The 25056-nt window shown below is 67.3% G+C and carries 18 protein-coding genes; 7 read left to right on the top strand and 11 right to left on the bottom strand.

Annotated features, from left to right (window positions below):
* The first annotated feature begins 119 nt into the window (after nucleotides 1-119).
* Nucleotides 120-1388, top strand: coding sequence for an AmpG family muropeptide MFS transporter (locus IEY58_RS22145; RefSeq protein WP_189049853.1), 1269 nt, complete (start codon nucleotides 120-122; stop codon nucleotides 1386-1388).
* A gap of 101 nt (nucleotides 1389-1489) precedes the next feature.
* Nucleotides 1490-2023 carry an inorganic diphosphatase gene (gene ppa / locus IEY58_RS22140; RefSeq protein ID WP_189049851.1) on the top strand — a complete coding sequence of 178 codons (534 nt, stop codon included), beginning with the start codon at nucleotides 1490-1492 and terminating at the stop codon, nucleotides 2021-2023.
* 180 nt (nucleotides 2024-2203) lie between these two features.
* On the opposite strand, the gene phoB is transcribed toward ppa, so the two are convergent.
* The 8 genes from phoB to IEY58_RS22100 form a co-directional block, all read right to left on the bottom strand.
* A complete protein-coding gene (phoB, locus tag IEY58_RS22135) occupies nucleotides 2204-2896 on the bottom strand; it encodes a phosphate regulon transcriptional regulator PhoB (protein ID WP_189049849.1) in 693 nt (230 codons plus the stop codon).
* A complete protein-coding gene (gene phoU, locus IEY58_RS22130; protein ID WP_189049847.1) occupies nucleotides 2893-3642 on the bottom strand; it encodes a phosphate signaling complex protein PhoU in 750 nt (249 codons plus the stop codon). Before phoU ends, phoB begins: the two co-directional genes overlap by 4 nt.
* A gap of 35 nt (nucleotides 3643-3677) precedes the next feature.
* Complete coding sequence (pstB, locus tag IEY58_RS22125) at nucleotides 3678-4550, bottom strand: phosphate ABC transporter ATP-binding protein PstB (RefSeq protein ID WP_189049845.1); 873 nt, start codon at nucleotides 4548-4550, stop codon at nucleotides 3678-3680.
* The gene (pstA, locus tag IEY58_RS22120) at nucleotides 4547-5401 is read right to left on the bottom strand and encodes a phosphate ABC transporter permease PstA (protein ID WP_189049843.1); all 855 of its coding nucleotides are present in this window, start codon (nucleotides 5399-5401) and stop codon (nucleotides 4547-4549) included. Before pstA ends, pstB begins: the two co-directional genes overlap by 4 nt.
* Nucleotides 5402-5404: 3 nt before the next feature.
* Nucleotides 5405-6376: a phosphate ABC transporter permease subunit PstC gene (gene pstC, locus IEY58_RS22115; RefSeq protein ID WP_189049841.1), complete on the bottom strand. Its 972-nt coding sequence runs from the start codon at nucleotides 6374-6376 to the stop codon at nucleotides 5405-5407.
* A gap of 87 nt (nucleotides 6377-6463) precedes the next feature.
* Nucleotides 6464-7510 carry a phosphate ABC transporter substrate-binding protein PstS gene (gene pstS, locus IEY58_RS22110; RefSeq protein ID WP_189049839.1) on the bottom strand — a complete coding sequence of 349 codons (1047 nt, stop codon included), beginning with the start codon at nucleotides 7508-7510 and terminating at the stop codon, nucleotides 6464-6466.
* Nucleotides 7511-7704: 194 nt separating this feature from the next.
* Complete coding sequence (phoR, locus tag IEY58_RS22105) at nucleotides 7705-9114, bottom strand: phosphate regulon sensor histidine kinase PhoR (RefSeq protein WP_189049837.1); 1410 nt, start codon at nucleotides 9112-9114, stop codon at nucleotides 7705-7707.
* Between the two features lie 172 nt (nucleotides 9115-9286).
* Nucleotides 9287-11554 carry an NADP-dependent malic enzyme gene (locus IEY58_RS22100; RefSeq protein ID WP_189049835.1) on the bottom strand — a complete coding sequence of 756 codons (2268 nt, stop codon included), beginning with the start codon at nucleotides 11552-11554 and terminating at the stop codon, nucleotides 9287-9289.
* A 333-nt stretch (nucleotides 11555-11887) separates the two neighbouring features.
* Here IEY58_RS22100 and mutS point away from each other — a divergent pair, with 333 nt between their 5' ends.
* Both mutS and IEY58_RS22090 read left to right on the top strand, forming a co-directional pair.
* Nucleotides 11888-14506, top strand: coding sequence for a DNA mismatch repair protein MutS (mutS, locus tag IEY58_RS22095; protein ID WP_229743889.1), 2619 nt, complete (start codon nucleotides 11888-11890; stop codon nucleotides 14504-14506).
* A 206-nt stretch (nucleotides 14507-14712) separates the two neighbouring features.
* Nucleotides 14713-17490: a [protein-PII] uridylyltransferase gene (locus IEY58_RS22090; protein ID WP_189049831.1), complete on the top strand. Its 2778-nt coding sequence runs from the start codon at nucleotides 14713-14715 to the stop codon at nucleotides 17488-17490.
* An 18-nt stretch (nucleotides 17491-17508) separates the two neighbouring features.
* Here the strand turns inward: IEY58_RS22090 and IEY58_RS22085 are convergent, their stop codons facing one another.
* Nucleotides 17509-18933 carry an MFS transporter gene (locus IEY58_RS22085; protein ID WP_189049829.1) on the bottom strand — a complete coding sequence of 475 codons (1425 nt, stop codon included), beginning with the start codon at nucleotides 18931-18933 and terminating at the stop codon, nucleotides 17509-17511.
* 126 nt (nucleotides 18934-19059) lie between these two features.
* Between IEY58_RS22085 and IEY58_RS22080 the strand changes: the two genes are divergently transcribed.
* From IEY58_RS22080 to IEY58_RS22070, 3 genes are all read left to right on the top strand, one after another.
* Nucleotides 19060-19920 carry a helix-turn-helix transcriptional regulator gene (locus tag IEY58_RS22080; protein ID WP_189049827.1) on the top strand — a complete coding sequence of 287 codons (861 nt, stop codon included), beginning with the start codon at nucleotides 19060-19062 and terminating at the stop codon, nucleotides 19918-19920.
* Nucleotides 19917-20672, top strand: a complete 756-nt coding sequence (locus tag IEY58_RS22075) for a hypothetical protein (protein ID WP_189049826.1) — start codon at nucleotides 19917-19919, stop codon at nucleotides 20670-20672. The genes IEY58_RS22080 and IEY58_RS22075 overlap by 4 nt, the downstream gene beginning before the upstream one ends.
* A gap of 112 nt (nucleotides 20673-20784) precedes the next feature.
* A complete protein-coding gene (locus IEY58_RS22070; RefSeq protein WP_189049824.1) occupies nucleotides 20785-21588 on the top strand; it encodes a hypothetical protein in 804 nt (267 codons plus the stop codon).
* 121 nt (nucleotides 21589-21709) lie between these two features.
* Here the strand turns inward: IEY58_RS22070 and dnaJ are convergent, their stop codons facing one another.
* Complete coding sequence (gene dnaJ, locus IEY58_RS22065; RefSeq protein WP_189049822.1) at nucleotides 21710-22843, bottom strand: molecular chaperone DnaJ; 1134 nt, start codon at nucleotides 22841-22843, stop codon at nucleotides 21710-21712.
* An 84-nt stretch (nucleotides 22844-22927) separates the two neighbouring features.
* Nucleotides 22928-24883, bottom strand: coding sequence for a molecular chaperone DnaK (dnaK, locus tag IEY58_RS22060; RefSeq protein ID WP_189049820.1), 1956 nt, complete (start codon nucleotides 24881-24883; stop codon nucleotides 22928-22930).
* Nucleotides 24884-25056 lie beyond the last annotated feature (173 nt).

Raw genomic sequence — 25056 nt, 5'->3', positions numbered from 1 at the left:
TGCATCAGGTTCGATCGGAGCGCCGTACAAGTCCCTCTCCGCCCTCAGGGCGGAGAGGGAGCCAAACGAGCGGCGACCGCGTGAACCGAGAGCAAATCTAATTCCATCATGCACTAGAGATGCTTGAGACGATCAGGATCTACGGCCGCCCGCGCCTCGTCGCGATCCTGGGCATGGGCTTCTCGAGCGGGCTGCCGCTCGCCTTGAGCGGCTCGACGCTGGCACTCTGGCTCGCCGACGCCCAGGTCTCGCTGCGCGAGATCGGCCTCTTCGCACTCGTCGCCGTCTCGTACAATTTCAAGTTCCTCTGGGCGCCGCTGGTCGACCGGCTGGCCATCCCGGGCCTGACCCGCCGTCTCGGCCGCCGCCGTTCCTGGGCGATCCTGTTCCAGGCCGGCGTCGCGCTCAGCCTCCTGGGTCTGAGCCTGACCGACCCGGCGGCCGCCCCCGTGCCGACCGCCCTCATGGCCGTGCTCGTCGCCTTCTTTTCGGCGAGCCAGGACATCGTCGTCGACGCCTATCGCGTCGAGCTTCTGCTGCCGGAGGAGCAGGGCGCCGGTGCGGCCGCGACCCAGTTCGGCTATCGGCTGGGCATGATCGCGTCCGGCGCGGGCGCGCTCTATGCCGCTGCCGCCTGGGGCTGGCCCGCCGCCTATCAGGTCATGGCGGCACTCATGCTGGTCGGCGTTGCGACCGTGCTGGCGACGCCGGAGCCCCAGGTCGAGCGCGCGCCGCGCGGCGGCTTCGCCGAGACCGTGCTGGCGCCCTTCCGCGACTTCGCCCTGCGCCCGCGCTGGTTTCTCATCCTCCTCTTCGTTCTCGTCTACAAGATGGCCGATGCGGTGACCGGCCATTACGCCGGGCCGCTCTATCTGTCGCTGGGCTTCTCCAAGATCGAGATCGCCAGCATCAGCAAGGTGTTCGGCATCATCGCCACGATCGTCGGCGTGGCGCTGGGTGGCTCGCTCGTCTATCGCTACGGCACCATCCGCACGCTGTTCCTGGGCGCCGTCCTGCAGATGGGATCGAACGCCATGTATGTGGCGCAGGCGCTCGCCGGCCATGACCTGACCGTGCTGACGGCGACCATCGCGTTCGAGAACGTCGCGGGCGGCATCGGCTCCGCGGCATTCGTTGCGTACCTATCTGCCCTGTGCAGCCGGACTTATACCGCAACGCAATATGCGCTACTCTCCGCGCTGGCCGCGTTCGCCCGGAACTTCTTCGTATCCGCCGGCGGTGCGGCTGCCGATTGGCTCGGCTGGCTGTGGTTCTTCGTATTTTCGATCGGCCTGCCCCTGCCCGGTCTGGCGCTGCTCCTGTGGCTGGCGCTCCGGACCCGGCCCGAGGGCGGCCTCGCGGAAGAAATCGGCAGCAGCGGGCGTTAGAGCCCAGGGCCTATTGCCCAGAGCTCATTGATCGCGACCGCGCTCCCTCCGGGCGCTTCCGGCTGGACGCTTCACCGACCTCAAACGTTTCGAGACGCCTAATGGATATCAGCAAGATCCCGACCGGGAAGAATCCGCCCTACGACGTCAACGTCATCATCGAAATCCCGATGGGCGGCCCGCCGGTCAAGTACGAGGTCGACAAGGAATCGGGTGCCATGTTCGTCGACCGGTTCCTGCATACGGCGATGCATTATCCGGCCCATTACGGCTTCATCCCGCACACGCTGTCCGACGACGGCGACCCGGTCGACTGCATGGTCCTCGGCCGCCATCCGCTGGTGCCGGGCGTCGTCCTGCCGTCGCGCCCGATCGGCGCGCTGATCATGGAGGACGAGAGCGGCCAGGACGAGAAGATCCTGGCGGTGCCGGTCAACAAGCTGCACCCGTTCTACGAGGACGTGACGTCCTACAAGGACATCCACCACATCCTGATCGAGCAGATCGAGCATTTCTTCACCCACTACAAGGACCTGGAGAAGGGCAAGTGGGTGAAGGTCAAGCACTGGTGCGGCCCGGAAGAGGCGGCCGACCTCATCCGCCAGGGCATGGAGCGCTACAGGGCCGACCGCTGAGCCGGGCCTAGGATTGAACAAGCGAAGGGCGCCGCCGGATGACCGGCGGCGCCCTTTGTTGCTTTTGGAGGACCTACGCTCTCATTCCGTCATCCCTGCGGAGGCGGGGATCCAGGGCAAGCGAAGGATCTTTCCGGCAACCCTGGATTCCCGCCTGCGCGGGAATGATGGGGATATCGTTCAGTCCCGCGCCTCGTCGAGCGCGTAGCCGGCGGAGCGGACGGTGCGGATGACATCCATCTCGTTCGGGCCGTTCAGGGCCTTGCGCAGGCGGCGGATGTGCACGTCGACGGTACGCGGCTCGACATAGACGTCGTGGCCCCAGACCGCGTCCAGCAGCTGCTCGCGCGAGAACACCCGGCCCGGGTGCTCCAGGAGGAAGCGCAGCAGGCGGAACTCGGTCGGGCCCAGATGGATCGGCCGGCCGCCGCGCGTCACGCGATGGGCTGCGAGATCCATCGACACGTCGGCGAAGCCGAGGCTCTCGCCGGCGCTGTCGGGCTTCGCCCGGCGCATGACGGCGCGCACCCGCGCGATCAGCTCCGACGGGCTGAACGGCTTGGTGATGTAGTCGTCGGCACCGCTGTTTAGGCCGCGGATCTTGTCGGCCTCCTCGCCGCGCGCGGTCAGCATGATGACCGGCAGCGTGCGCGAGGTGGGCGAGCGGCGGATCTGGCGGCAGACCTCGATGCCGGAGACGAGCGGCAGCATCCAGTCGAGCAGCACGACGTCGGGCTTGCGCTCGGCGATCTGCACCAGCGCCTCCTCGCCGTCGGTTGCCTCGCAGACGCCGAAGCCTTCCTTTTCCAGATTGTACTTGAGCAGAGTGACGAGGGGCGCCTCGTCCTCGACGATCATGACCAGAGGCTTCATTTCGTCTCTTCGCTATCGGTGGTGGCGACCGCGACCGGCCCCGGCAGAACGACCGAGGTGCTCGACCGGTCGCGCTTCGGCCGAGCCTCCTTCAACGGCGTGCCATGGATGAGGTAGTAGATCGTCTCGGCAATGTTGGTCGCGTGGTCGCCGATCCGCTCGATATTCTTCGCCATGAACAGGAGATGCGTGCCGGCGGTGATGCTGCGCGGATCTTCCATCATGTAGGTCAGGAGTTCGCGGAACAGGCTCGTATAGAGCTCGTCCAGCTCCTCGTCCGAGAGCCAGACGTGCATGGCCTTGTCGGCATCGCCCTGGACATAGGCGTCGAGCACGTCCTTGATCAGCGCCTGGGCGAGCTTGCCCATGCGCGGAATGGCGTAGACCGGCTTCGCCACCGGCGCCTGGTTGAGCGCGATCGAGCGCTTGGCCACGTTCGCCGCATAATCGCAGATCCGTTCGAGGTCGGACGCGATCTTGAGCGACGAGACGATCTCGCGCAGGTCGCGCGCCATCGGCTGCCTGAGCGCCAGGAGCCGCATGGCGAGCGCCTCGACCTCGGCCTCGAGCGCATCGACCTGCGCGTCCTGCTCGACGACCTCGTGGGCGAGTTCGCTGTCGCGTTTGACGGTCGCCTGAATCGAGGCGGCGACCTGGCTCTCCGCCAATCCACCCATGCGGATGATGGCGTTGTTGAGCCGCTTCAGCTCGTCGTCGTAGGTCTTCATGATGTGATCGGTCGGCATGCCCTGCTCCTGCCCCGCGCTTTCGCTCTCGAGCCTCAGCCGAACCGGCCGGTGATGTAATCCTCGGTGCGCTTATTATGCGGGTTCGTGAACACCGTCTCGGTGTCGTTGAACTCGATGAGCTCGCCCAGATACATGAAGGCGGTGAAATCGGAGCTGCGCGCCGCCTGCTGCATCGAGTGGGTGACGATGACGATGCAATAGTCGGTCTTAAGCTCCGAGATCAGCTCCTCGATCTTCTGGGTCGAGATCGGGTCGAGCGCCGAGCAGGGCTCGTCCAGCAGCAGAATCTCTGGCTTCACCGCGATGGCGCGCGCGATGCAGAGGCGCTGCTGCTGGCCGCCCGAGAGGCCCAGGCCCGACTGCTTCAGCTTGTCCTTGACCTCGGTCCAGAGGGCCGCCTTCCGGAGCGCCTGCTCGACCCGGTCCTCGAGCTCCGCGCGCGGCAGGTCCTCGTAGAGATTGATGCCGAACGCGATGTTGTCGAAGATCGACATCGGGAACGGCGTCGGCTTCTGGAACACCATGCCGATCTTGGCCCGGAGCAGGTTGAGGTCGACCTTGGGGTCGAGGATGTTCTCGCCGTCGACCAGCACCTGGCCCTCTGCCCGCTGCTCCGGATAGAGCGCGTACATGCGGTTTAGCACGCGCAGCAGGGTCGACTTGCCGCAGCCCGAGGGACCGATGAACGCAGTCACCCGCTTGTCGGCGAGCGTCAGGTTGATCGTCTTCAGCGCCTCGTACTTCTTGTAGTAGAAGCGCAGATCCTTGATCTCGATCTTCTCGACCAGCTTGCCGGCCGCGACCGGATCCTTCGTCGGCGACACCGCGGCCGCACCGAGACCGGACGAAGCGACATCGGAGTAGTTCGGCTCGCCGGCGGGCGTCTTCAGGGGCTCTGAGTTCATTGCTTGATACTGCCGAAGGAGGCGAGGGAGCGGGCGGTGATGTTGAGGCACAGGATCGCGAGCGTGATCAGAAGCGCGCCGCCCCAGGCGAGGCGCTGCCAGTCAGGATAGGGGCTGAGCGCGAAATTCGAAATGACGACCGGCAGGCTCGCGATCGGCCGGTTCATGTCGGTGCTCCAGAACTGGTTCGAGAGCACGGTGAAGAGCAGCGGTGCCGTCTCGCCGCTGATGCGGGCGACCGCGAGCATGATGCCGGTGAGCATGCCCTGGCGCGCCGCGCGATAGCACACCGAGACCGTGATGCGCCATTTCGGCGTGCCCAAGGCCGCCGCCGCCTCGCGGAGCGCGTTCGGCACCAGCGCCAGCATGTCGACGGTCGTGCGGGTCACGACCGGGATCACCAGGATGGCGAGCGTCATGCTGCCGGCCCAGCCGGAGAAATGGCCCATCGGCACGACCATCAGCTGGTAGATGAACAGGCCGACGATGATCGACGGTGCCGAGAGCAGCACGTCATTGATGAACTGGATCGCCTGGCCGAGCTTGTTGCCACGGCTGTATTCGGCGACGTAGGTGCCGACCAGGACGCCGATCGGCGTGCCGACAACCGTGCCGACGATCGTCATGACCGCTGAGCCGAAGAGCGCGTTCAACAGGCCGCCGTCGCTGCCGGGCGCCGGCGTCATCTCGGTGAAGAGCGACGGCCGGATGGCCGCGATGCCCTCGACCAGGAGGGCATAGAGAATGGCACCGAGGAAGAACAGGCCGACGCCGGTGGCGCAGAGCGAGAGACCCAGGACGATCCAGTTCTTGCGCTGGCGCCGCGCGTAACGCGCGAGATCCTTGGCCATGGCTCAGCCCCCCGCCTGGCGCTGCATGCGGATCAGCATGTATTTCGCCGCCGCCAGCACGATGAAGGTGATGAAGAACAGGATGAGGCCGAGGGTGATGAGCGACGAGGTGTAGACCGGCGTCGTCGCCTCGGTGAATTCATTAGCGAGCGCTGAGGAGATCGTCGTGCCCGGTGCCAGCAGCGAGGTCCGGATCTGGTGGGCGTTGCCGATCACGAAGGTGACCGCCATGGTCTCGCCCATGGCACGGCCGAGGCCCAGCATGATGCCGCCGACGACGCCGACCTTGGTGTAGGGCAGCACCACGCGCCAGATCACCTCCCACGTCGTGCAGCCGAGCCCGTAGGCGGACTCGCGCAGCATGGGGGGCACGGTCTCGAACACGTCGCGCATGATCGACGAGATGAACGGCAGCACCATGATCGCGAGGATGAGGCCGGCGGTCAGGATGCCGATGCCGAACGGCGGGCCGGCGAAGAGCACGCCCAGCCCCGGGATGTGGCCCAGGGTCGCGATCAGGAACGGCTGGACATACGCCTGCAGGAAGGGCGCGAACACGAACAGGCCCCAGATGCCGTAGATGATGCTGGGGATGCCAGCCAGAAGCTCGATCGCGATCGACAGCGGGCGCTTCAGCACCGGCGGGCACAGCTCGGTGATGAAGACGGCAACGCCGAAGCTCAAGGGAATGCCGACGACCATCGCGATGAGCGAGGTCATGAGCGTGCCGTAGATCGGCACGAGGGCGCCGAACCGTTCCGTCGCCGGGTTCCAGATGTCGGTCCAGAGGAACGGCAGGCCGAACTTGCTGAACGCCGCGGACGATCCCACGACGAGCGAGACTGCCACGCCGCCCAGGAGCAGCAGGATGAACAGTCCGAAGAACAGAGTGGCGCTGCGGAACAGCCTGTCGAACAGATGCTGCGGGCCGCGCAGTTGAAGCACTCTGCTGCTGCTGCTGGGAATATCGACCATGGGTCGCGTCTTGCTCCTCATGCGCGCGAGGGAAGGGTAGCAGAATGCCGCCCTTCCCCCACAGCTTTCAGGAAGTCTGGTTCAGGCTTACGGCCAGAGCGCCTTGCCGTCGCCCTTGACGTCCTTGGCCCAGCTCTCCTCGATCAGCTTCACGACATTGTCCGGCATCGGGACATAGTCGAGCGATTCGGCCGCCGGCTGACCATTCTTATAGGCATAGTCGAAGAACGTCAGCACCGACTTGCCGATGTCGGCCTTGTCCTGGTTCTTGTAGACGAGCGCCCAGGTCGACGCGGTCATCGGCCAGCTGTCCTTGCCCGGCTGGTTCGCCAGGATCACCTTGAAGCCCGTGGCATGGGCCCAGTCGGCGTTCGCGGCGGCAGCCTGGAAGCTCTTCAGGTTCGGCTCCGGGAAGGCGCCTTCCTTGTTCTGCACCAGCGCATAGGCGAGCTTGTTCTGCTTCGCATAGGCGTATTCGACGTAGCCGATGGCGCCGTCGGTGCGGCTCGTGAAGGCCGAAACGCCTTCGTTACCCTTGCCGCCGATGCCCTGCGGGAACTGGACCGCCGTGTTGACGCCGATCTTGTCCTTCCACTCCGGCGATTCCTCGGCCAGATAGTAGGTGAAGTTGAAGGTCGTGCCCGACCCGTCCGACCGGTAGACCGGCGCGATCGCGAGGTCCGGCAGCTTCAGGCCCGGATTGATCGCGGCGATCGCCTTGTCGTTCCAGTTGCTGATCATGCCGAGATAGATGTCGGCCAGGATCTTGCCGGTCAGCTTGAGCTTGCCGGCGTCGATGCCCTTGACGTTGATGACCGGGACGATGCCGCCCATGATGATCGGGAACTGGGCCAGACCCGGGCCGTCCAGGTCCTTCTGCTCGAGCGGCATGTCGGTCGCGCCGAAATCGACGGTCTTGGCATTGATCTGCTTGATGCCGCCGCCCGAACCGATCGACTGATAGTTCATGCCGACGTTGGCCTTCGCCTTGTAGGCTTCGGCCCACTTGGAGAGGATCGGGTAAGCAAAGGTCGAGCCGGCGCCAGAGATATCGGCAGCCTGGGCACCGACGGCGGTCAGCGAGATGGCGCCAACAAACGCGGCCCCGATCAGCTTCCTGCTGAGTGCATTCACGAAACGATCTCCCAAAGTTTCTTGTGGGATCCCCACCGCGCCGACGGCGCGTCTGCCCACGCCCGACGAGATACAGCTGTCAGATGACAGTTAGATGACAGTTTGAAGCTGCTTTGATTAATGCCGCCCTGCACGGCACACAGGCATTGATACGAGTTTGCGGCCTCTCGCCGCAGGGTCCGGCGGGAGGCCGCTCAACCCGCAGCGCGCTTGTCGTCCGCCTTCGAGCCGGGCGCTGTCGCCGGGCCCGGGATCGAGCTGCGCAGGTGCACCGTGAAGGTCGTGCCCTCGCCGATCTCGCTGTCGATCTCGAGCTGGCCGCGGTGCCGGTTGATGATGTGCTTCACGATGGCGAGGCCGAGGCCGGTGCCGCCCATCTCACGCGAGCGCGCCGTATCGACGCGGTAGAACCGTTCGGTCAGCCGCGGCAGATGATTGCGCGGGATGCCCTCGCCGCGATCGCGCACCTTGATCGCGACCCCCTCCTTGACGCGCCGCGACGGGCCGACGCCGAGCGTGATCGGCGTGTTCGGCCGGGCATATTTGATCGCGTTGTCGATCAGGTTCTGGAACAGCTGGGCGAGCTCGTCGGCGTCGCCCACCGCCCGGACGCGCTCGTCCGCCACGTCGAAGTCGATCGTCATGCCGCGCGCCGCGGCCTTGAGCTCCAGCGTCTGCGCCACGTGGCGCAGCACCGTCACGACCTCGATCGGCGTCGTCGGCGGCTGGTGCTCGTTCATTTCGATGCGCGAGAGCGACAGGAGATCCTCGACCAGCCGCGCCATGCGCGAGGCCTGCTGCTGCATGATGGCAAGGAACTTGACCCGCGCCTCCTCGTCGTCGGCCGCCGGCCCCTGCAGCGTCTCGATGAAACCCACCAGCGTCGAGAGCGGCGTCCGGAGCTCGTGGCTGGCGTTGGCGACGAAATCCGCGCGCATCTGCTCCGCCCGCTTGGCCGAGGTCAGGTCATGGAGCGAGACCAGCAGGATGACGCCGTCCTCGGTCCGGGCAGGCAGGGGATCGATGCGCGCCGTCATGTGGCGCTCGACCGGGCTCGAGAGCTCGAACTCGACGAGCCGGCCGCTGCCGCCGGCCACGACCGCGTCGACCGCGGCCAGGAGCGGCGGCTGCCGGAGGGCCACCGCCAGGTCGCGGCGCAGTACATGGTCTCCGAACAGCGCCTTGGCGGCGGCGTTCTGCCGCACGACCTCGCGCCGCTCGTTGACGAGGATGAGCGGGTCGGGCAGCGCTGCCAGCACGGTATTGGACCCGGCGAGTTCGATCTCGAGCCCGCTGATGCGCTGGCGCCAGACGCGGGTGAGCCGCATGATCGCAAGCCACAGCTCGTTGACCGCCGGGCTCGACGAGCGGACGACCGGCACCGCCCGTTCCGGGTCGACCAGGATCTCCTCGACGCCGGCGCGGAGCCGTGCCAGCCCATCGAGGAAGGCGCGCAGCAGGAGCGCGTGGCAGCCGATCACCAGAATGCCGGCAATCACGGCCGGCCAGATCCGCAGGTCGCCATCGATCACCAGAGCCGCAAACGCGAGCAGCACGACACCGGCCATGAGCGCAATGGAGGCGACGAAGCGGCGAAACGGCATAAGGGGACGGGGACCTTCCTGACGCGGTACCGCCTCCGGAGCGGCACTTTGCCGCTCCGTCCCGTCGACCGGGTTCGATCCGCGTAGCTCCGAGGTATCCGTCACTGATGTTGCCGTTTCATGACGACCGTCCGAAATTTCATCGAACGGTCGCAAACACTTGTAATACAACCTATGAGATGGCCTCGTAGGATGCCAGCGCCGCCAGATTGACGATGTCGGACACCGTCGCCCCCATCTCGACGATCTGCACCGGCTTCTCGAGGCCGAGCAGGATCGGCCCGATCACCGTGCCGCCCCCCAGCTGCTGCAGCAGCTTGGACGAGACGTTCGCGGTATGGAGCGCCGGCATGACCAGCACGTTGGCCGGGCCGGTCAGGCGGCAGAACGGGTAGCTCCGGCGCATCAGGTTGAAATCGAGCGCCACGTCGGCCGACATCTCGCCGTCATATTCGAAATCGACCTTGCGGCGGTCGAGCACCTCGACCGCGGCACGCACACGCTGCGCCTTTTCGCGCATCGGGTTGCCGAAGTTCGAGAAGGAGAGGAGGGCGACACGCGGCACGGCACCCATCTGGCGGGCGGTGTCGGCCGCCTGCTCGGCGATGTCGGCGAGCTCCTCCGGCGTCGGCAGCTCGTGGACCGTGGTGTCGGCGACAAACACGGTACGGCCGCGCGCGATCATCATCATGAGACCCAAGAGCCGCTTGTTCGGCTTGGCGTCGAGCACCCGGGTGATTTCCTCGAACGCGGCGGCGTAGCTGCGCGTCGTGCCGGTCACCATCGCGTCGGCGTCGCCCATCGCCACCATGCAGGCGGCAAACACGTTGCGGTCCTGGTTCACGAGCCGCTGGCAGTCGCGATAGAGGAAGCCCTTGCGCTGCAACCGCTTGAACAGGAAGTCGGTGTAAGTCTTGTTGTTGTGGCTGAGCCGCGCGTTGTGGACCTCGAGCCCGTCCGGCGCCGAAAGGCCGATCGACTTCAGGGTCGCGTGCACCCGCTCCTCGCGGCCGATCAGCACCGGCATGCCGTAGCCGGCGTTCTTGAACTCGAGCGCCGCGCGCATGACCTTCTCTTCCTCGCCCTCGGCGAAGACGATCCGCTTCGGCTTCGAGCGCACGGATTCGAAGATACCCTGCAGCGAGCCCGCGACCGGGTTCATGCGGGTCGCGAGCAGGCGTGCATAGGCATTGAGGTCGGCGATCGGCTTGTGCGCGACACCCGATTCCATCGCCGCCCTGGCGACTGCGACCGGCACATGCGAGATGAGCCGCGGGTCGAACGGCGCCGGGATCAGGTACTCCGGGCCATAGGTGAGCCGCCGGCCGGAATAGGCGGCGGCGACCTCGTCGGGCACGTCTTCGCGCGCCAGCGCCGCCAGCGCCTCGGCAGCGGCGATCTTCATCGGCTCGTTGATCGTGGGGGCGCGCGTGTCGAGCGCGCCGCGGAAGATATAGGGGAAGCCCAGGACGTTGTTCACCTGGTTCGGATAGTCCGAGCGCCCGGTCGCGACCAGCGCGTCGGGCCGGACCGCCTTCACATCTTCCGGCGTGATCTCAGGATCCGGGTTGGCCATGGCGAAGATGATCGGCTGCTTCGCCATCTTCTTCACCATGTCCTGGGTGACGGCCCCCTTGACCGACAGGCCGAAGAACGCGTCGGCACCCTCGAGCGCCTCGCCGAGCGTCCGCGCCTCGGTCTTGACCGCGTGCGCCGACTTCCATTGGTTCATGCCCTCGGTGCGGCCCTGGTAGATGACACCCTTGGTGTCGCACATGATGACGTTGTCGTGGCCGACGCCCATGGCCTTCAAGAGCTCGATGCAGGCGATCGAGGCGGCACCGGCGCCGTTCACCACCAGCTTCACGTCCTTCAAGGACCGGCCGGTCAGGTTGCAGGCGTTGATGAGGCCGGCCGACGCGATGATGGCCGTGCCGTGCTGGTCGTCGTGGAAGACCGGAATGTCCATGAGCTCGCGCAGGCGCTGCTCGATGATGAAGCATTCCGGCGCCTTGATGTCCTCGAGATTGATGCCGCCGAAGCTCGGGCCCAGATAGCGCACCGCATTGATGAACTGGTCGACGTCGCGCGTGTCGACCTCGAGATCGATCGAGTCGATGTCCGCGAAGCGCTTGAAGAGGACGGCCTTGCCCTCCATCACCGGCTTGGACGCGAGCGCGCCCAGGTCGCCCAGGCCCAGAACCGCGGTGCCGTTCGAGATGACGGCCACGACATTGCCCTTGGCCGTGTAGTCATAGGCGGTCGCCGGGTCCTTGGCGATGTGCAGGCAGGGATAGGCGACGCCGGGAGAATAGGCCAGCGACAGGTCGCGCTGGGTCGTGAGCGGCTTGGTCGGCGCGATCTCGATCTTGCCGGGCTTGCCCTCCGCGTGAAATCGCAGCGCTTCCTCTTCGGTGATGCGCCGGCTGTTATCCTCCATAACCTCGTCTCCTCCCGCATCTCCGAGCCGTTTCGTCGTTTCGGAGATTAGCCACCTTACGAAACCAACCATGAGCTTTGCCCGGTTCGCCCGTCCGGGTCAAAGCTTCCGTTAACCTAAACCAAGGGGCGCACCACCCCGTCGTGCCGCCGCCGCAACGGGCGGTCTCGTGGATTTCGCCCGGGCGTGCTATCGAGGCGGTTCTGCCCGCTCCACTCTGCCCCAGGCCTGATGTCGCCCGAATCCGATCTCCAATCCGATCTCCAATCCGATCTTCCCGAGCCCGAGAGAGAGACCACCGCCCGCATCCTCGCCGCCGAGCCGGCGACGCCGATGATGGCGCAGTATCTCGAGATCAAGCGGCAGCATCCGGACCATCTCTTGTTCTACCGGATGGGCGATTTCTACGAGCTGTTCTTCGACGATGCGGCGAAGGCGTCGGTGGCGCTCGACATCACGCTCACCCGGCGCGGCAAGCACGATGGCGCCGACATCCCGATGTGCGGCGTGCCGATCCATGCCGCCGACGCCTATCTGGCCCGCCTCATCCGCCAAGGCTTCCGCGTCGCGATCTGCGAGCAGATGGAGGACCCGGCGGAGGCGAAGAAGCGCGGCGGCAAGCAGCCGGTCCGCCGCGGCGTCGTTCGCATCGTGACCTCGGGCACGGTGACCGAGGACAATCTCCTCGACGCGCGCCGGCACAATTTCCTGGCCGCCCTGGCCGAGGCGGCGGGCGAGCTGGCACTCGCCTCGGCCGAGCTTTCGACCGGTGAGGTCGAGTTCCAGCCGCTGGAGGCGGCCCAGGTCGGCGCAGCGCTGGCGCGGCTCGCCCCGGGCGAGCTCCTGATCGCCGACCGGCTGTTGCAGCGGCCGGAGCTGTTCGAGGTGCTGGGCGACTGGAAGGCGGTGCTGACGCCGCTGCCGGGCGCGCGCTTCGACAGCGAGAGCGGGCGCCGGCGCCTGGCCCAGCTCTACGGCGTCGGCACGCTGGACGGTTTCGGCACGTTCGGTCGGGCCGAATATGCCGCGGGCGGGGCGCTCGTCGACTACATCGATCTGACGCAGCAGGGCAAGCACCCGAAGCTTGGGCCTCCCCGCCGCCTCTCGGCCGGCGCGGTCATGGAGATCGACGCCGCGACGCGGCGCAACCTGGAACTGGCGCAGACGCTTTCCGGCGAGCGGCGCGGCAGCCTGCTCGCAACCATCGACCGGACCCAGACCGGCGCCGGCGCCCGCCGGCTCGCGGCCGAGCTCGCCGGGCCGCTGACCGATCCCGGCCTGATCAACGCACGGCTCGACCTGGTCGAGGTCTTCGTGCGCGACGAGCGTTTCCGCAGCGACCTCCGCGCCTTTCTCAAGGAATGCCCGGACATGGCGCGCGCCCTCTCGCGGCTCGGCCTCGGCCGCGGCGGCCCGCGCGATTTGGCGGGCTTGCGCGACGGGCTCGCGGCCACCGCGCGCATCCGCCCGCTGGTGCTGGCCCGGCCCGAAGCCGTCGCCGGCAGCCTCTTGCGCCAGGCCGGCGTCGACCTCGGCGAACATGCGGTACTCGTCGACCGCTTGGCGCGCGCGCTCGCGGCCGACCTGCCCCTTCTGGCGCGCGACGGCGGCTTCATCGCAGCCGGCTATTCCGCCGAGCTCGACGAATGGCGGAGCTTGCGCGACGAGAGCCGGCGCATGATGGCCGCCCTTCAGGCGCGCTATGCCGAGGAGACCGGCGTCGCCAGCCTCAAGATCCGGCACAACAACGTACTGGGCTATTATATCGAGGTGACGCCGACCCATGCGTCGAAGCTCGACTATGGCGCCGGTGGCCGCTTCATCCATCGCCAGACCATGGCGAACGCCATGCGCTTCACCACGGTCGAGCTTTCCGAGATCGAGACGCGCATCGGCCAGGCCGGCGACAAGGCGCTGGCGCTGGAGCTGGCGCTCTTCGACGACCTGGTGCGCGAGGCGGTCGAACGGGCGGAGCCGATCCAGCGCGCCGCCGCGGCGCTGGCCCAGCTCGACGTCGCGGCGAGCCACGGCGAGCTTGCGGTCGAGCGGCGCTACTGCCGGCCGGAGATCGAGGACAGCGTCGCGTTCGACATCGTCGGTGGGCGCCACCCGGTGGTCGAGGCGAGCCTGCCTGCGGGGACCAGCTTCGTCGGCAACGACTGCACGCTCGAGCCGGGCCGGCGGCTCTGGCTCTTGACCGGCCCGAACATGGCCGGCAAGAGCACGTTCCTGCGCCAGAACGCGCTCATCGCCATCCTGGCCCAGATCGGCTGCTACGTGCCGGCGGAGCGTGCCAGGATCGGCATCGTCGACCGGCTCTACAGCCGCGTCGGTGCCGCCGACGATCTGGCACGCGGCCGTTCGACCTTCATGGTCGAGATGGTCGAGACCGCGGCGATCCTGAACCAGTCGGGCCCGCGGGCGCTCGTCATCCTGGACGAGATCGGGCGCGGGACCGCGACCTACGACGGCCTGTCGATCGCCTGGGCCGCGGTCGAGCATCTGCATCAGGCGAACCGCTGCCGGGCACTGTTCGCGACCCACTATCACGAGCTGACGGCGCTCGCCGCCCAGTTGCCCGACCTTGCCTGCTACACCATGCGGGTCAAGGAGTGGCAGGGCGACGTCGTGTTCCTGCACGAGGTAGCGCCAGGGGCGGCCGACCGGTCCTACGGCATCCATGTGGCGAAGCTCGCAGGCCTGCCGAAGCCCGTCGTGGCGCGCGCCGAGGAAGTGCTGGAGATCCTGGAGCAGGGCGAGGCCGGCAGTGCCTTGACCCGGCTCGCCGACGACCTGCCCCTCTTCAGCGCGGCCCGGCGCCCGACCTCAAAGGTCTCGCCCCCGCCGCCGTCACCCATCGAGGAGGCGGTGAAGGCGATCAACCCGGATGAGCTCACCCCCAGGGCGGCGCTCGATCTCGTCTACCAGCTGGTCGGGCTCGCGCGCGGCTGATGGGATTTGCCGCGCGGCGTTGCCAGCCTTGCACTTTTCTTAAGCCTTGTGCGGCATCACATCTGCGGTCAAACCTCTGATCTTTTCAGCCGGAACAATCGCCCATGCGCCCTCTCGCCCGCTCGCGCGCCGGTTTCAGACGCAGCAAGGCCGCCCCGCCAGACGCGGCTGTTGCGCCGATCGACATTCCCCGGCGAAATGACGGGATGCAGCACGTGGCTCATCCCGAACGGATCGTCGATCCGGCGGCGCTCGACGCGGTTCTGAGCGCCGCGATCGGGGAGCGCGGTGCGCGTTCGCCGCAGCAGGCGCTGGTCGCGGAGCTGAAGCCGGTGCTGCAGGCCGGCCGGCGCGAGATCGAGACGCGCTTCATGGCGAGCCAGGACGGGGCAATGGCCATGGCCGGCACCTCCTGGCTGATCGACACGATCGTGCGGGCACTCCATCGCATCACGGCGCAGACCCTGTTCCGGGTCTCGAACCCGACCAAGGGCGAGAAGCTCGCGATCTGCGCGGTCGGCGGCTATGGCCGGGCGGAGCTCGCGCCGCAGTCGGACATCGATCTCCTGTTCCTGCTGCCCTACAAGGCGACGCCCCATACCGAGCAGGTGATCGAGTTCCTGCTCTATGTGCTGTGGGACCTCGGCCTCAAGGTCGGGCACGCGACCCGTTCGGTCGACGACAGCCTGCGCCAGGCGACAGGCGACATCACGATCCGCACGGCGCTCCTCGAGGCACGGCTCATCTCGGGCGACGAGGACCTGTTCGCGGACCTGGAGAAGCGGTTCGAGCGCGAGGTGATCGAGGGCAGCGGCATCGGCTTCGTCGACGCGAAGCTCGCCGAGCGCGACCAGCGGCATCAGCGCCTCGGCGACAGCCGCTACGTGCTGGAGCCCAACATCAAGGAAGGCAAGGGCGGCTTGCGCGACCTGCACGGCTTGCTCTGGATCGCCAAATACCTGTTCCGGGTGCGTGGCCTCGACGAGCTGGTCGAGCGCGGCATCTTGAGTCGGGACGAGGCGAGCCGGTTCCATCGCGCCGAGATCTTCCTGTGGACCGTGCGCTGCCACCTGCATTACCTGACCGGCCGGCCCGAGGAACGGCTCACTTTCGACGTGCAGGCCGAGATCGGCCGGCGCATGGGCTATACGGACCATGCCGGCTCGCGCGGCGTCGAGCGCTTCATGAAGCACTACTTCCTGATCGCGAAGGACGTGGGCGACCTGACGCGCATCTTCATCGCCGCACTCGAGGCCGAACAGAAGCGCAAGCCCGTGTCGCTGTGGCGGCGGCTCATCCCTGGCACCAAGTCGATCGAAGGCTTCAAGATCGATGGCGGGCGGCTGTCGCTCGTGTCCGACCGGGCGTTCGAGGACGACCCGGTCAATCTCTTGCGCCTGTTCCATGTCGCCGAGACCCACCGGCTCGACATCCATCCGCATGCGATCCGGCTCGTCACCCAGTCGCTGAAGCTCATCGACGGCAAGCTCAGGGCGGATCCCGAGGCCAACCGGCTGTTCATGGAGATCCTGACCTCGCGCATCGATCCGGAGAACAGCCTCAGACGGCTCAATGAGGCGGGTGTGTTCGGCCGCTTCATCCCGGATTTCGGCCGGGTCGTGGCCCAGATGCAGTACGACATGTACCATGTGTACACGGTCGACGAGCACACGATCTTCGCACTCGCCCAGCTGCACAAGATCGAAGCGGGCGAGCTCAAGGACGAGCTGCCGCTGGCGAGCTCGATCGTCGACACGATCGCGTCCCGCCGTGCGCTCTACCTTGCCGTCCTGCTGCATGACATCGCCAAGGGCCGGCCGGGCGACCATTCGGAACTGGGCGCCAAGATCGCGCTGAAGCTCGGGCCCCGGCTCGGCCTCGACGCCGAGGAGACCGAGACCGTTTCGTGGCTGGTGCTCCACCACCTCGTCATGAGCCGGACCGCCTTCAAGCGCGACATCGACGATCCGAAGACGATCCAGGATTTCGTGGCGCGGGTGCAGTCGCCCGAGCGTCTGAAGCTGCTCCTGATCCTGACCGCCTGCGATATCCGCGCGGTCGGCCCCAATGTCTGGAACGGCTGGAAGGCGGCGCTGCTGCGCGAGCTCTATCGGCGTGCGCAGGAACTCATGTCCGGCGGGGTCGTGGCCGATCCGCGCGACGTGCGCATCGCCAAGGTGCAGGAGCAGGTGCGCGAGCTCTTGCCGGAATTCGACGCCGCGGACTTCGCCGCCTTCACCCAGCGCGGCTATCCGTTCTATTGGCTGAGCCACGATCCGGTGACGCTCGCCCGCCACGCGCGGCTCATGCGCGAGGCCGACCGGAACCAGGCGCCGCTCACGGTCGCGAACCGGGTCGATCTCTCCCGCTCGGTCACCGAGGTCACGGTCTATACCGCCGACCATCCGGGCCTGTTCTCGCGCATCGCCGGTGCCCTGTCGCTCGCCGGCGCCATGATCGTCGACGCGCGCATCGTCACCATGGTGAACGGCATGGCGCTCGACACGTTCTGGGTTCAGGACGCCCAGGGCGACGCGTTCGACCGGCCCGACAAGCTGGCGCGGCTCGCCGTGCTGTTCGAGAACGTGCTGGGCGGCAAGCTCGACCCGCGCAAGGAGCTGAAGCGCCGGCCGGCGCTGCCGAGCCGCACGCGGGTCTTCACCGTGGCGCCGCGCGTGCTGATCGACAACAAGGCGTCGGCCGCCCACACGGTCGTCGAGGTCAACGGCCGCGACCGACCGGCGCTGCTGTTCGACTTGACGCGGGCCTTGACCGCCCAGGGTGTGCAGATTTCCGGCGCCAAGATCACGACCTATGGCGAGAAGGTCGTCGACGTCTTCTATGTAAAGGACATCTTCGGTCTCAAGATCGAGCACGAGAGCAAGATCCGCGACATCCGCGAGGCGCTCGTCCGCGTGCTGACCGAGGGCGACGGCGAGCCGGCGGCGAAGCCCGCCGCCGCCAAGGCCAAGGTCACCGCCTGATCCGCCCTCGCCAACCTGTCAGGCCGGCTCTACCCCGACGCTCGCCGCCCGGCGGTGCGACTGGTCGAGCCGGCGCAGCAGAACGAGGCAGACGAGCGAGACGCCGAACGCGTATTCCGCAACGTGCTCGAAGCCATGGCGGAAGCCCCCGACGCCGCCGTCGAGCGCCCCGAAGAACAGGAGCCCGACGATCGCGATGCCGAGCGCGCCGCCCGTCTGCTGCGCAGTCGCGAGCACGCCCGCGGCGCTGCCCGCCTCGGCCGCATCGACCCGCGCCAGGATCACGTTCAGGAGCGGCGTGATGAACAGGCCCTGGCCCAGCCCCAGCACCGCGAGACCCGGCACCAGCGCCCGCACCGGCCAGTCCGGCCCGACGACATGGCCAACCGAGAACAGCAGCCCATAGCCCGCGAGCGTGAACAGGAGCCCGAGATCGAGCGTCCGCCGCCCGCCGAGCCGGACGGCCGCGAGCGTGCCCACGAGGAAGGTGAGGCCGAGCGGCAGGAACACGAGCCCGGTCTCGAACGCCGATGCGCCGAGACCCAGCTGCTCCAGCAGCGTCAGTGCCATGTAGAAGGAATTGAGCGTCGTGAAGAAAGTGCCGGAGAGCAGCAGCCCGCTGACGAAGGCGGGGGCGCGGAACAGGCGGAAATCGACGAGCGGCGCCCGGCCCATCCAGCTGAGCTCCCGCTCGCGGCGCACGAAGGCCCCGCCGAGCGGCAGGCTCACCGCGAACGAGGCCCAGGTCCAGAGCGGCCAGCCGGCCTCGCGGCCGAGAATGAGCGGCGTCAGCACGGCGCCGAGGGTGAGCGCCGCGAGCGCCATGCCGGGCACATCGAACCGGACGCGCTTTGCCCGCAGCGTCTCGTCCAGCAACAGAGCCGCCGCCGGTACGGCAATGAGACCGACCGGCAGGTTGACCAGGAAGACGAGGCGCCAGCCGAGGCCGAGCCAGTCCCAGTCGACGAGTGCCCCACCCAGGAGCTGGCCGGCGATGGCGCCCAGGCCGAGCGCCGAACCATAGAGCGCGAAGGCGAAGCGCCGCCGCTCCGGCGCCATCTGGACCCGCAGCATGGCGACGATCTGCGGGTGCAGGACGGCACCCGTGATACCCTGCAACAGCCGGGCCGCGACCAGAAACGCGGGCGACGGGGCGAGGCCGCACAGGAGCGAGGCGAGGGTGAAGCCGGCGAAGCCCAAGAGATACATGCGCTTGCGGCCATAGAGGTCGCCGAGACGCCCGCCGGTCACAAGGCTCATGCCGTAGGCCAGGCCATAGGCCACAATGATCAGCTGGATTGTGCCGTAGCCGGTGTTGAAGTCGGCCTTGAGCCGGGGGATCGCGACATTGACGATGAAATTGTCGAGCGCCACGACGAAGGCGCCGAGCAGCAGCACCGAGATCGGCGCCCAGAACCGGGGCGCCGGCGTGTGATCAGACATTTCTATCTCCTTGAACGCGTCCGCCGGGAATGTCGATTTCGCTGGATGCGGACGCGCGGTAGCGACAGAATGGCCGCTCAGAGGTACTAGGACAATCTAAGCAGTTATCCTGGTATAGGAGATACCATGATGAGTGCGATCACGGTCGACCGGGCCGGCCTCGCGGCATTTCTCATCAGCCAGCGCGCGAAGCTGCAGCCGGAGGCGGTCGGCTTGCCCACCGGCGGCCGCCGGCGCACGCCCGGCCTCCGACGCGAGGAGGTAGCCCAGCTCGCCGGCCTCGGCGTCACCTGGTACACTTGGCTCGAACAGGGCCGCGACATCCAGGTCTCGACCGCGGCGCTCGACCGGATCGCGACGGCACTCAGGCTCGACGCGACAGAGCGGGCGCATCTCTTCGTGCTCACCGGCCGCGCCGCGCCCGCGGTCCCGTCCGAGATGGCGGCGTCGGTGAGCCCGCTGCTCCGGCGCATGATCGACAGCCTGCACGACCAGCCGGTCGTCGTGCGCAACGGACGCTGGGACGCCGTCGCCTGGAACCGGGGCGCCGAACGGCTGATCATCGACTTCAGCCGACGGCCACCGCGCGAGCGCAACATGCTATGGCTGATGTTCGCCGAGCCACACTTCCGCCGGATCCTGCCGGATTGGGAAATCGCGGCCAGGCGCTCCATCGCCCGCTTCCGCACGGACTTCGCCCGCTCGGGCGGCCATCCGGCCTTCCAGAGCCTGGTGGACGATCTGTGGCACGCCTCGCCCGACTTCCGGCCGCTGTGGCAGCAGCATGACGTCCTGGCGCCGGCCGACGGCTTGAAGCGCTTCCAGCACCCGATCGTGGGCTACCTCGAACTGGACCACACCGTCCTCCACGCAGGCGAAGCGCTCGAGCTCAGCGTCACCGTCTATTCCGCTGCTCCTGGCACCCTCTCGGCCGAGCGGCTTGCCCGCCTACTGACCATGGATCTGCCCGAGGAGAGTGCTGCGTGACCGATGCCCCTGTCCATCTCGCCATCGGCACGCCCTGCTATGGCGGCCAGGTGACGAGCCAGTTCGCCGTCTCGCTCCTGAAGCTGCAGCGCGCGTGCGACCAGCGCGGCATCGGCTTCACGGTACTGCTGCAGGGCGGCGACGCACTGGTCACCCGCGCGCGCCAGAATGTCGTGGCGCATTTCCTCGGCAATCCGGCCGCGACGCACCTGCTGTTCGTCGACGCCGACATTGGCTTCGAGCCGGAAGCGGCGTTCCGGCTCCTGGATTTCGGTGCGGACATGGCGGCCGGGGTCTATCCGACCAAGAAGATCGACTGGCCCAAGGTGAAGGCGGTCGCGGCCCAGGGGCGCGAGCCGATCGAGGCGGCGGCGCTCTCCTATGTCCTCGAATTCCTCGACCCCGGCCGCATCGGCGTCAGGGACGGCTTTGCCCGCGTGCGCTATGCCGGCACCGGCTTCCTGATGATCCGGCGCCCGGTGCTGGAGCGCATGCAAGCGCACTACGCGGAGCTGAAATACGCCCGCGAGCACCAGGCGAACGACCCGCTCAAGGACAGCCCGCACCGCTATGCTCTGTTCGACTGCCTGATCGACCGGGAGACCGGCACCTATCTCTCCGAAGACTTCAGCTTCTGCCGGCGCTGGACGGCAATGGGCGGCGAGATCTGGGCAGATCTCCAAAGCCGCCTCAGCCATACCGGGCCGCTCACGTTCCAGGGCGACGTCGCGACGCAGTTCGGCCCGGCCTGATCCAGCCGGCCTGATCCAGCCGACCTGATCCAGCCTGCCCGATAGGCTCTTGGCGGCGAGGCCTTCTCTCGCCTAGGGTGCCCGCGCCGCGCTTCTTCCGGATCCTGCCTGAATGTCCCGCCTGCTGGTTCTGCCGCTCCTGTCGCTTTCGCTCGCCGCCTGTTCGCCGGGCAAGCCCATCGAATATGTCGTGCATCAATCGACGATCGTGGCCGACGCCGGCAAGCCCAGCGAGCGGCGCATCGAGATCCTGGAAGACGCGCGCCTCACCCCGGCCATGCGTGAAGCCATGTGGGGCGGCAGCAAGGACCCGGCCGATTTCCTTTCCGCCCCGGGTGTCACGGCCGACGCGGCGCTCAAGAAGTCTTTCGCCGAGACCGAGACGCGGCATGCGCTCATCCGGCTCATCGACCTCGACGGCAAGGCGCTCGCCGAACGACGGCTCGACTGCGAGCTTGCGGCGACGTCGGACCATCCGCTGCCGCAGACGGGCGGGCGCCAGGTCTGGGCGCTCGGCAACGACTGCTCGACCGGCGAAGGGCTCTATGCCGGCCTCATCACGCATTTCTTCACGGTCGAGGGCGACAAGATCGTCTGGCAGCATTACGTCGACAAGACGACCGGCGAGGATGAGGAGCTGACCGTGGTCCAGGCGGCGCGCATCACCTGGCACCTGATGCCGAAGGATCATGCCGACGAGATCCTGGAGGTAAGCAGCCATCCGGATTTCACCGACCCGCGTTTCCAGAAGCTGAAGCCCGGCGAGGAATTGCCGACAGACCTGCCGGACGTAGTCGACTACATCCACTACCGGGCCGACGGGCAGGGCGGCTGGATCCGCCAGCAGCGCACGGCCAAGAACACGACGTGGGACATCCGCCAGGACTTCCCGGCGATAAGCGCGTTTCCGGGGTAAAGAAAACCCTCGCCCACGCGAGTGGGAGAGGGTGCCGAGCGTCAAGCGAGGCGGGTGAGGGTGCCTGGGTCGGACCGCCCTCACCCCAACCCTCTCCCGCAAGCGGGAAAGGGAGCCCCCGTCAGTCCCTCAAATCGTCCCAGAATTCGCGGACGCGGGCGAAGAAGCCTTCGGATTCCGGGCTGGTCTTGGCGCCGCCGCCTTCGATCTCGAACTCGCGCAGCAGTTCCTGCTGGCGCTTGGTGAGATTGACCGGCGTTTCCACGACCGCCTCGATATACATGTCGCCGCGCGACGGCGAGCGCAGCACGGACATGCCCTTGGCCTTGAGGCGGAACTGGTGGCCCGACTGGGTGCCGGCCGGGATCGTGACGCGCGCGCGCGCGCCGTCGATCGTCGGTACCTCGATCTGGCCGCCCAAGGACGCGGTCGTCATCGGGATGGGCACGCGGCAATGGATGTTGGCGCCGTCGCGCTGGAACAGCCGGTGCGGCGTCACCGACAGGAAGATATAGAGGTCGCCCGGGGCCGAGCCGCGGATGCCGGCCTCGCCCTCGCCGGCCAGGCGAATGCGCGTGCCTTCCTCGACGCCGGCCGGGATATTGACCGACAGCGTCTTTTCCTTGCGCACGCGGCCCTGGCCGCCGCACGACTTGCACGGGTTCTCGATCACGCGGCCGGCGCCGCCGCAGCTGGGGCAGGTGCGTTCGATTGTGAAGAAGCCCTGCTGGGCGCGCACTTTGCCATGGCCATGGCAGGTCGTGCAGGTGACCGGCTTCGATCCGGCCTCGGCGCCCGAGCCCTTGCAGGCCTCGCAGCTCTGCGAGGTCGGCACGCGGATCTGGGCGGTCGAGCCCTTGAACGCGTCCTCGAGGCTGATTTCGAGATTGTAGCGCAGGTCGGAGCCGCGGGAGGCCGACGGGCCGCGCCGGCCGCCGACGAAATCGCCGAACATCTCGTCGAAGATGTCGGCAAAGCCGCTCGCGAAGCCGAAATCGCCCGGACCGCCGCCGGCCCGGCCGCCGCCGTTCTCGAAGGCGCCGTGGCCGAACCGGTCATAGGCCGCGCGCTTCTGATCGTCCTTCAGGACGTCATAGGCCTCGCTGATATCCTTGAACTTGTGCTCGGCCGTCTTGTCGCCCGGATTGCGGTCCGGGTGATATTGCATCGCGAGCTTGCGGTACGCCTTCTTGAGGTCATCCGGGCTCGCGCCGCGCCCGACTCCCAGAACATCGTAATAGTCTTGTTTCGCCATATGGTCGGATCCCGACGAACCGGGGGGCGATCTCGAATCGCTTCGAGCCGCCCCCCTGCCTCTCTAGAACCGGTAACCGGCCGCTTAGGCCTGGTGACCCTTCTTACGCTCGTCGACTTCCTCGAAGTCGGCATCGACCACACGGCCGTCGTCGCCGCCGCCGCCGCCGGCGGCCTGACCCGCCTCCGGACCGGCATGGGGCGTCTCGGCACCCGGCGCGCCCTCCGCCGCCGCCTTCGCCTTGTAGATCGCCTCGCCGATCTTCATCGACACCTGGGCCAGCGCCTCGGTCTTGGCCTTGATCGCCTCGGCGTCATCCGTCGAGAGCGCCGCCTTCAGCGCCGCGACCGCATCCTCGACCGCCTTCTTGTCGGCCTCGGCGACGCTCTGGGCCGCCTCTTCCTTCAAGGTGCGCTCGGTCGAATGGACGAGCGCCTCCGCCTGGTTCCTGACCTCGACCAGCTCACGCTTCTTCTTGTCCGCCTCGGCGTTGAGCTCGGCTTCCTTGACCATCTTGTCGATCTCGCTGTCCGAGAGACCGCCCGAGGCCTGGATACGGATCTGCTGCTCCTTGCCGGTGCCCTTGTCCTTGGCCGACACCTGGACGATGCCGTTCGCGTCGATGTCGAACGTCACCTCGATCTGCGGCATGCCGCGCGGCGCCGGCGGCAGGCCGATGAGGTCGAACTGGCCGAGCAGCTTGTTGTCGGCCGCCATCTCGCGCTCGCCCTGGAACACGCGGATCGTGACCGCGGTCTGGTTGTCCTCGGCGGTCGAGAAGGTCTGGCTCTTCTTGGTCGGGATCGTCGTGTTGCGGTCGATGAGGCGCGTGAAGACGCCGCCCAGGGTCTCGATGCCGAGCGACAGCGGCGTCACGTCGAGGAGCAGGACGTCCTTGACCTCGCCCTTCAACACGCCGGCCTGGATCGCGGCGCCGATGGCCACGACCTCGTCCGGGTTCACGCCCTTGTTCGGCTCCTTGCCGAAGATCTGCTTCACGGTCTCGGCGATCTTGGGCATGCGGGTCATGCCGCCGACCAGGATCACTTCGTCGATCTCGGAGGCCTTCAGGCCTGCATCACGGAGCGCCGCCTTGCAGGGCTCGATCGTCCGCTGCACCAGATCCTCGACCAGGCTCTCGAGCTTGGCGCGGGAGAGCTTGATGTTGAGATGCTTCGGACCCGACTGGTCGGCCGTGATGAACGGCAGATTGACCTCGGTCTGCATCGAGGACGACAGCTCGATCTTCGCCTTCTCGGCCGCTTCCTTGAGGCGCTGGAGCGCCAGCCGGTCCTTGCGCAGGTCGATGCCCTGCTCCTTCCGGAACTCGTCGGCCAGGTAGTCGATCACCGACTTGTCGAAATCCTCGCCGCCGAGGAACGTGTCGCCGTTGGTCGACTTCACCTCGAACACGCCGTCGCCGATCTCGAGGATCGAGACGTCGAACGTGCCGCCGCCCAGGTCATAGACCGCGATCGTGCCGGAGCCGCGCTTCTCCATGCCATAGGCAAGGGCCGCCGCGGTCGGCTCGTTGATGATGCGCAGCACTTCGAGGCCGGCGATCTTGCCGGCGTCCTTCGTCGCCTGGCGCTGGCTGTCGTTGAAATAGGCCGGCACCGTGATGACCGCCTGGGTCACCGTCTCGCCGAGATAGGCCTCGGCGGTCTCCTTCATCTTCTGCAGGATGAACGCGCTGATCTGCGACGGCGCGTACTTGTCGTTGCGGCTCTCGACCCAGGCGTCGCCATTGTCGGCGCCGATGATCTTATAGGGAACGAGGCCGATATCCTTCTTGACGGTCGGATCTTCGAAGCGGCGGCCGATCAGGCGCTTGATCGCAGAGAAAGTGTTCTCCGGGTTGGTGACGCCCTGGCGCTTCGCCGCCTGGCCGACCAGGCGCTCGCCGTTCTCGGTGAAGGCGACCATCGACGGCGTCGTGCGCGCACCTTCACTGTTCTCGATCACCTTGGCGGTCTTGCCTTCCATGACAGCGACGCAGGAATTGGTCGTGCCGAGATCGATACCGATGACTTTGCTCATTACTGCCTCTCAAACAAGCAGGACGCGAGGGCCTCCGAGGAGCGCTCCTTCACCGTCCCCCGATATTTCACCTGGGCGCCACGATTCGACCGGGCGCCCGCCGATATATATGGGCGGCTTTCCGACCCTGCAACGGGGCGAAATGCTTTCCTGTCACGGATTCGTGAGGGAAA

Source organism: Aliidongia dinghuensis (assembly GCF_014643535.1).
Lineage (GTDB): Bacteria > Pseudomonadota > Alphaproteobacteria > ATCC43930 > CGMCC-115725 > Aliidongia > Aliidongia dinghuensis.
The sequence above is the reverse complement of the archived record's forward strand: the minus strand, read 5'-3'. Positions and strand labels throughout refer to the sequence as shown.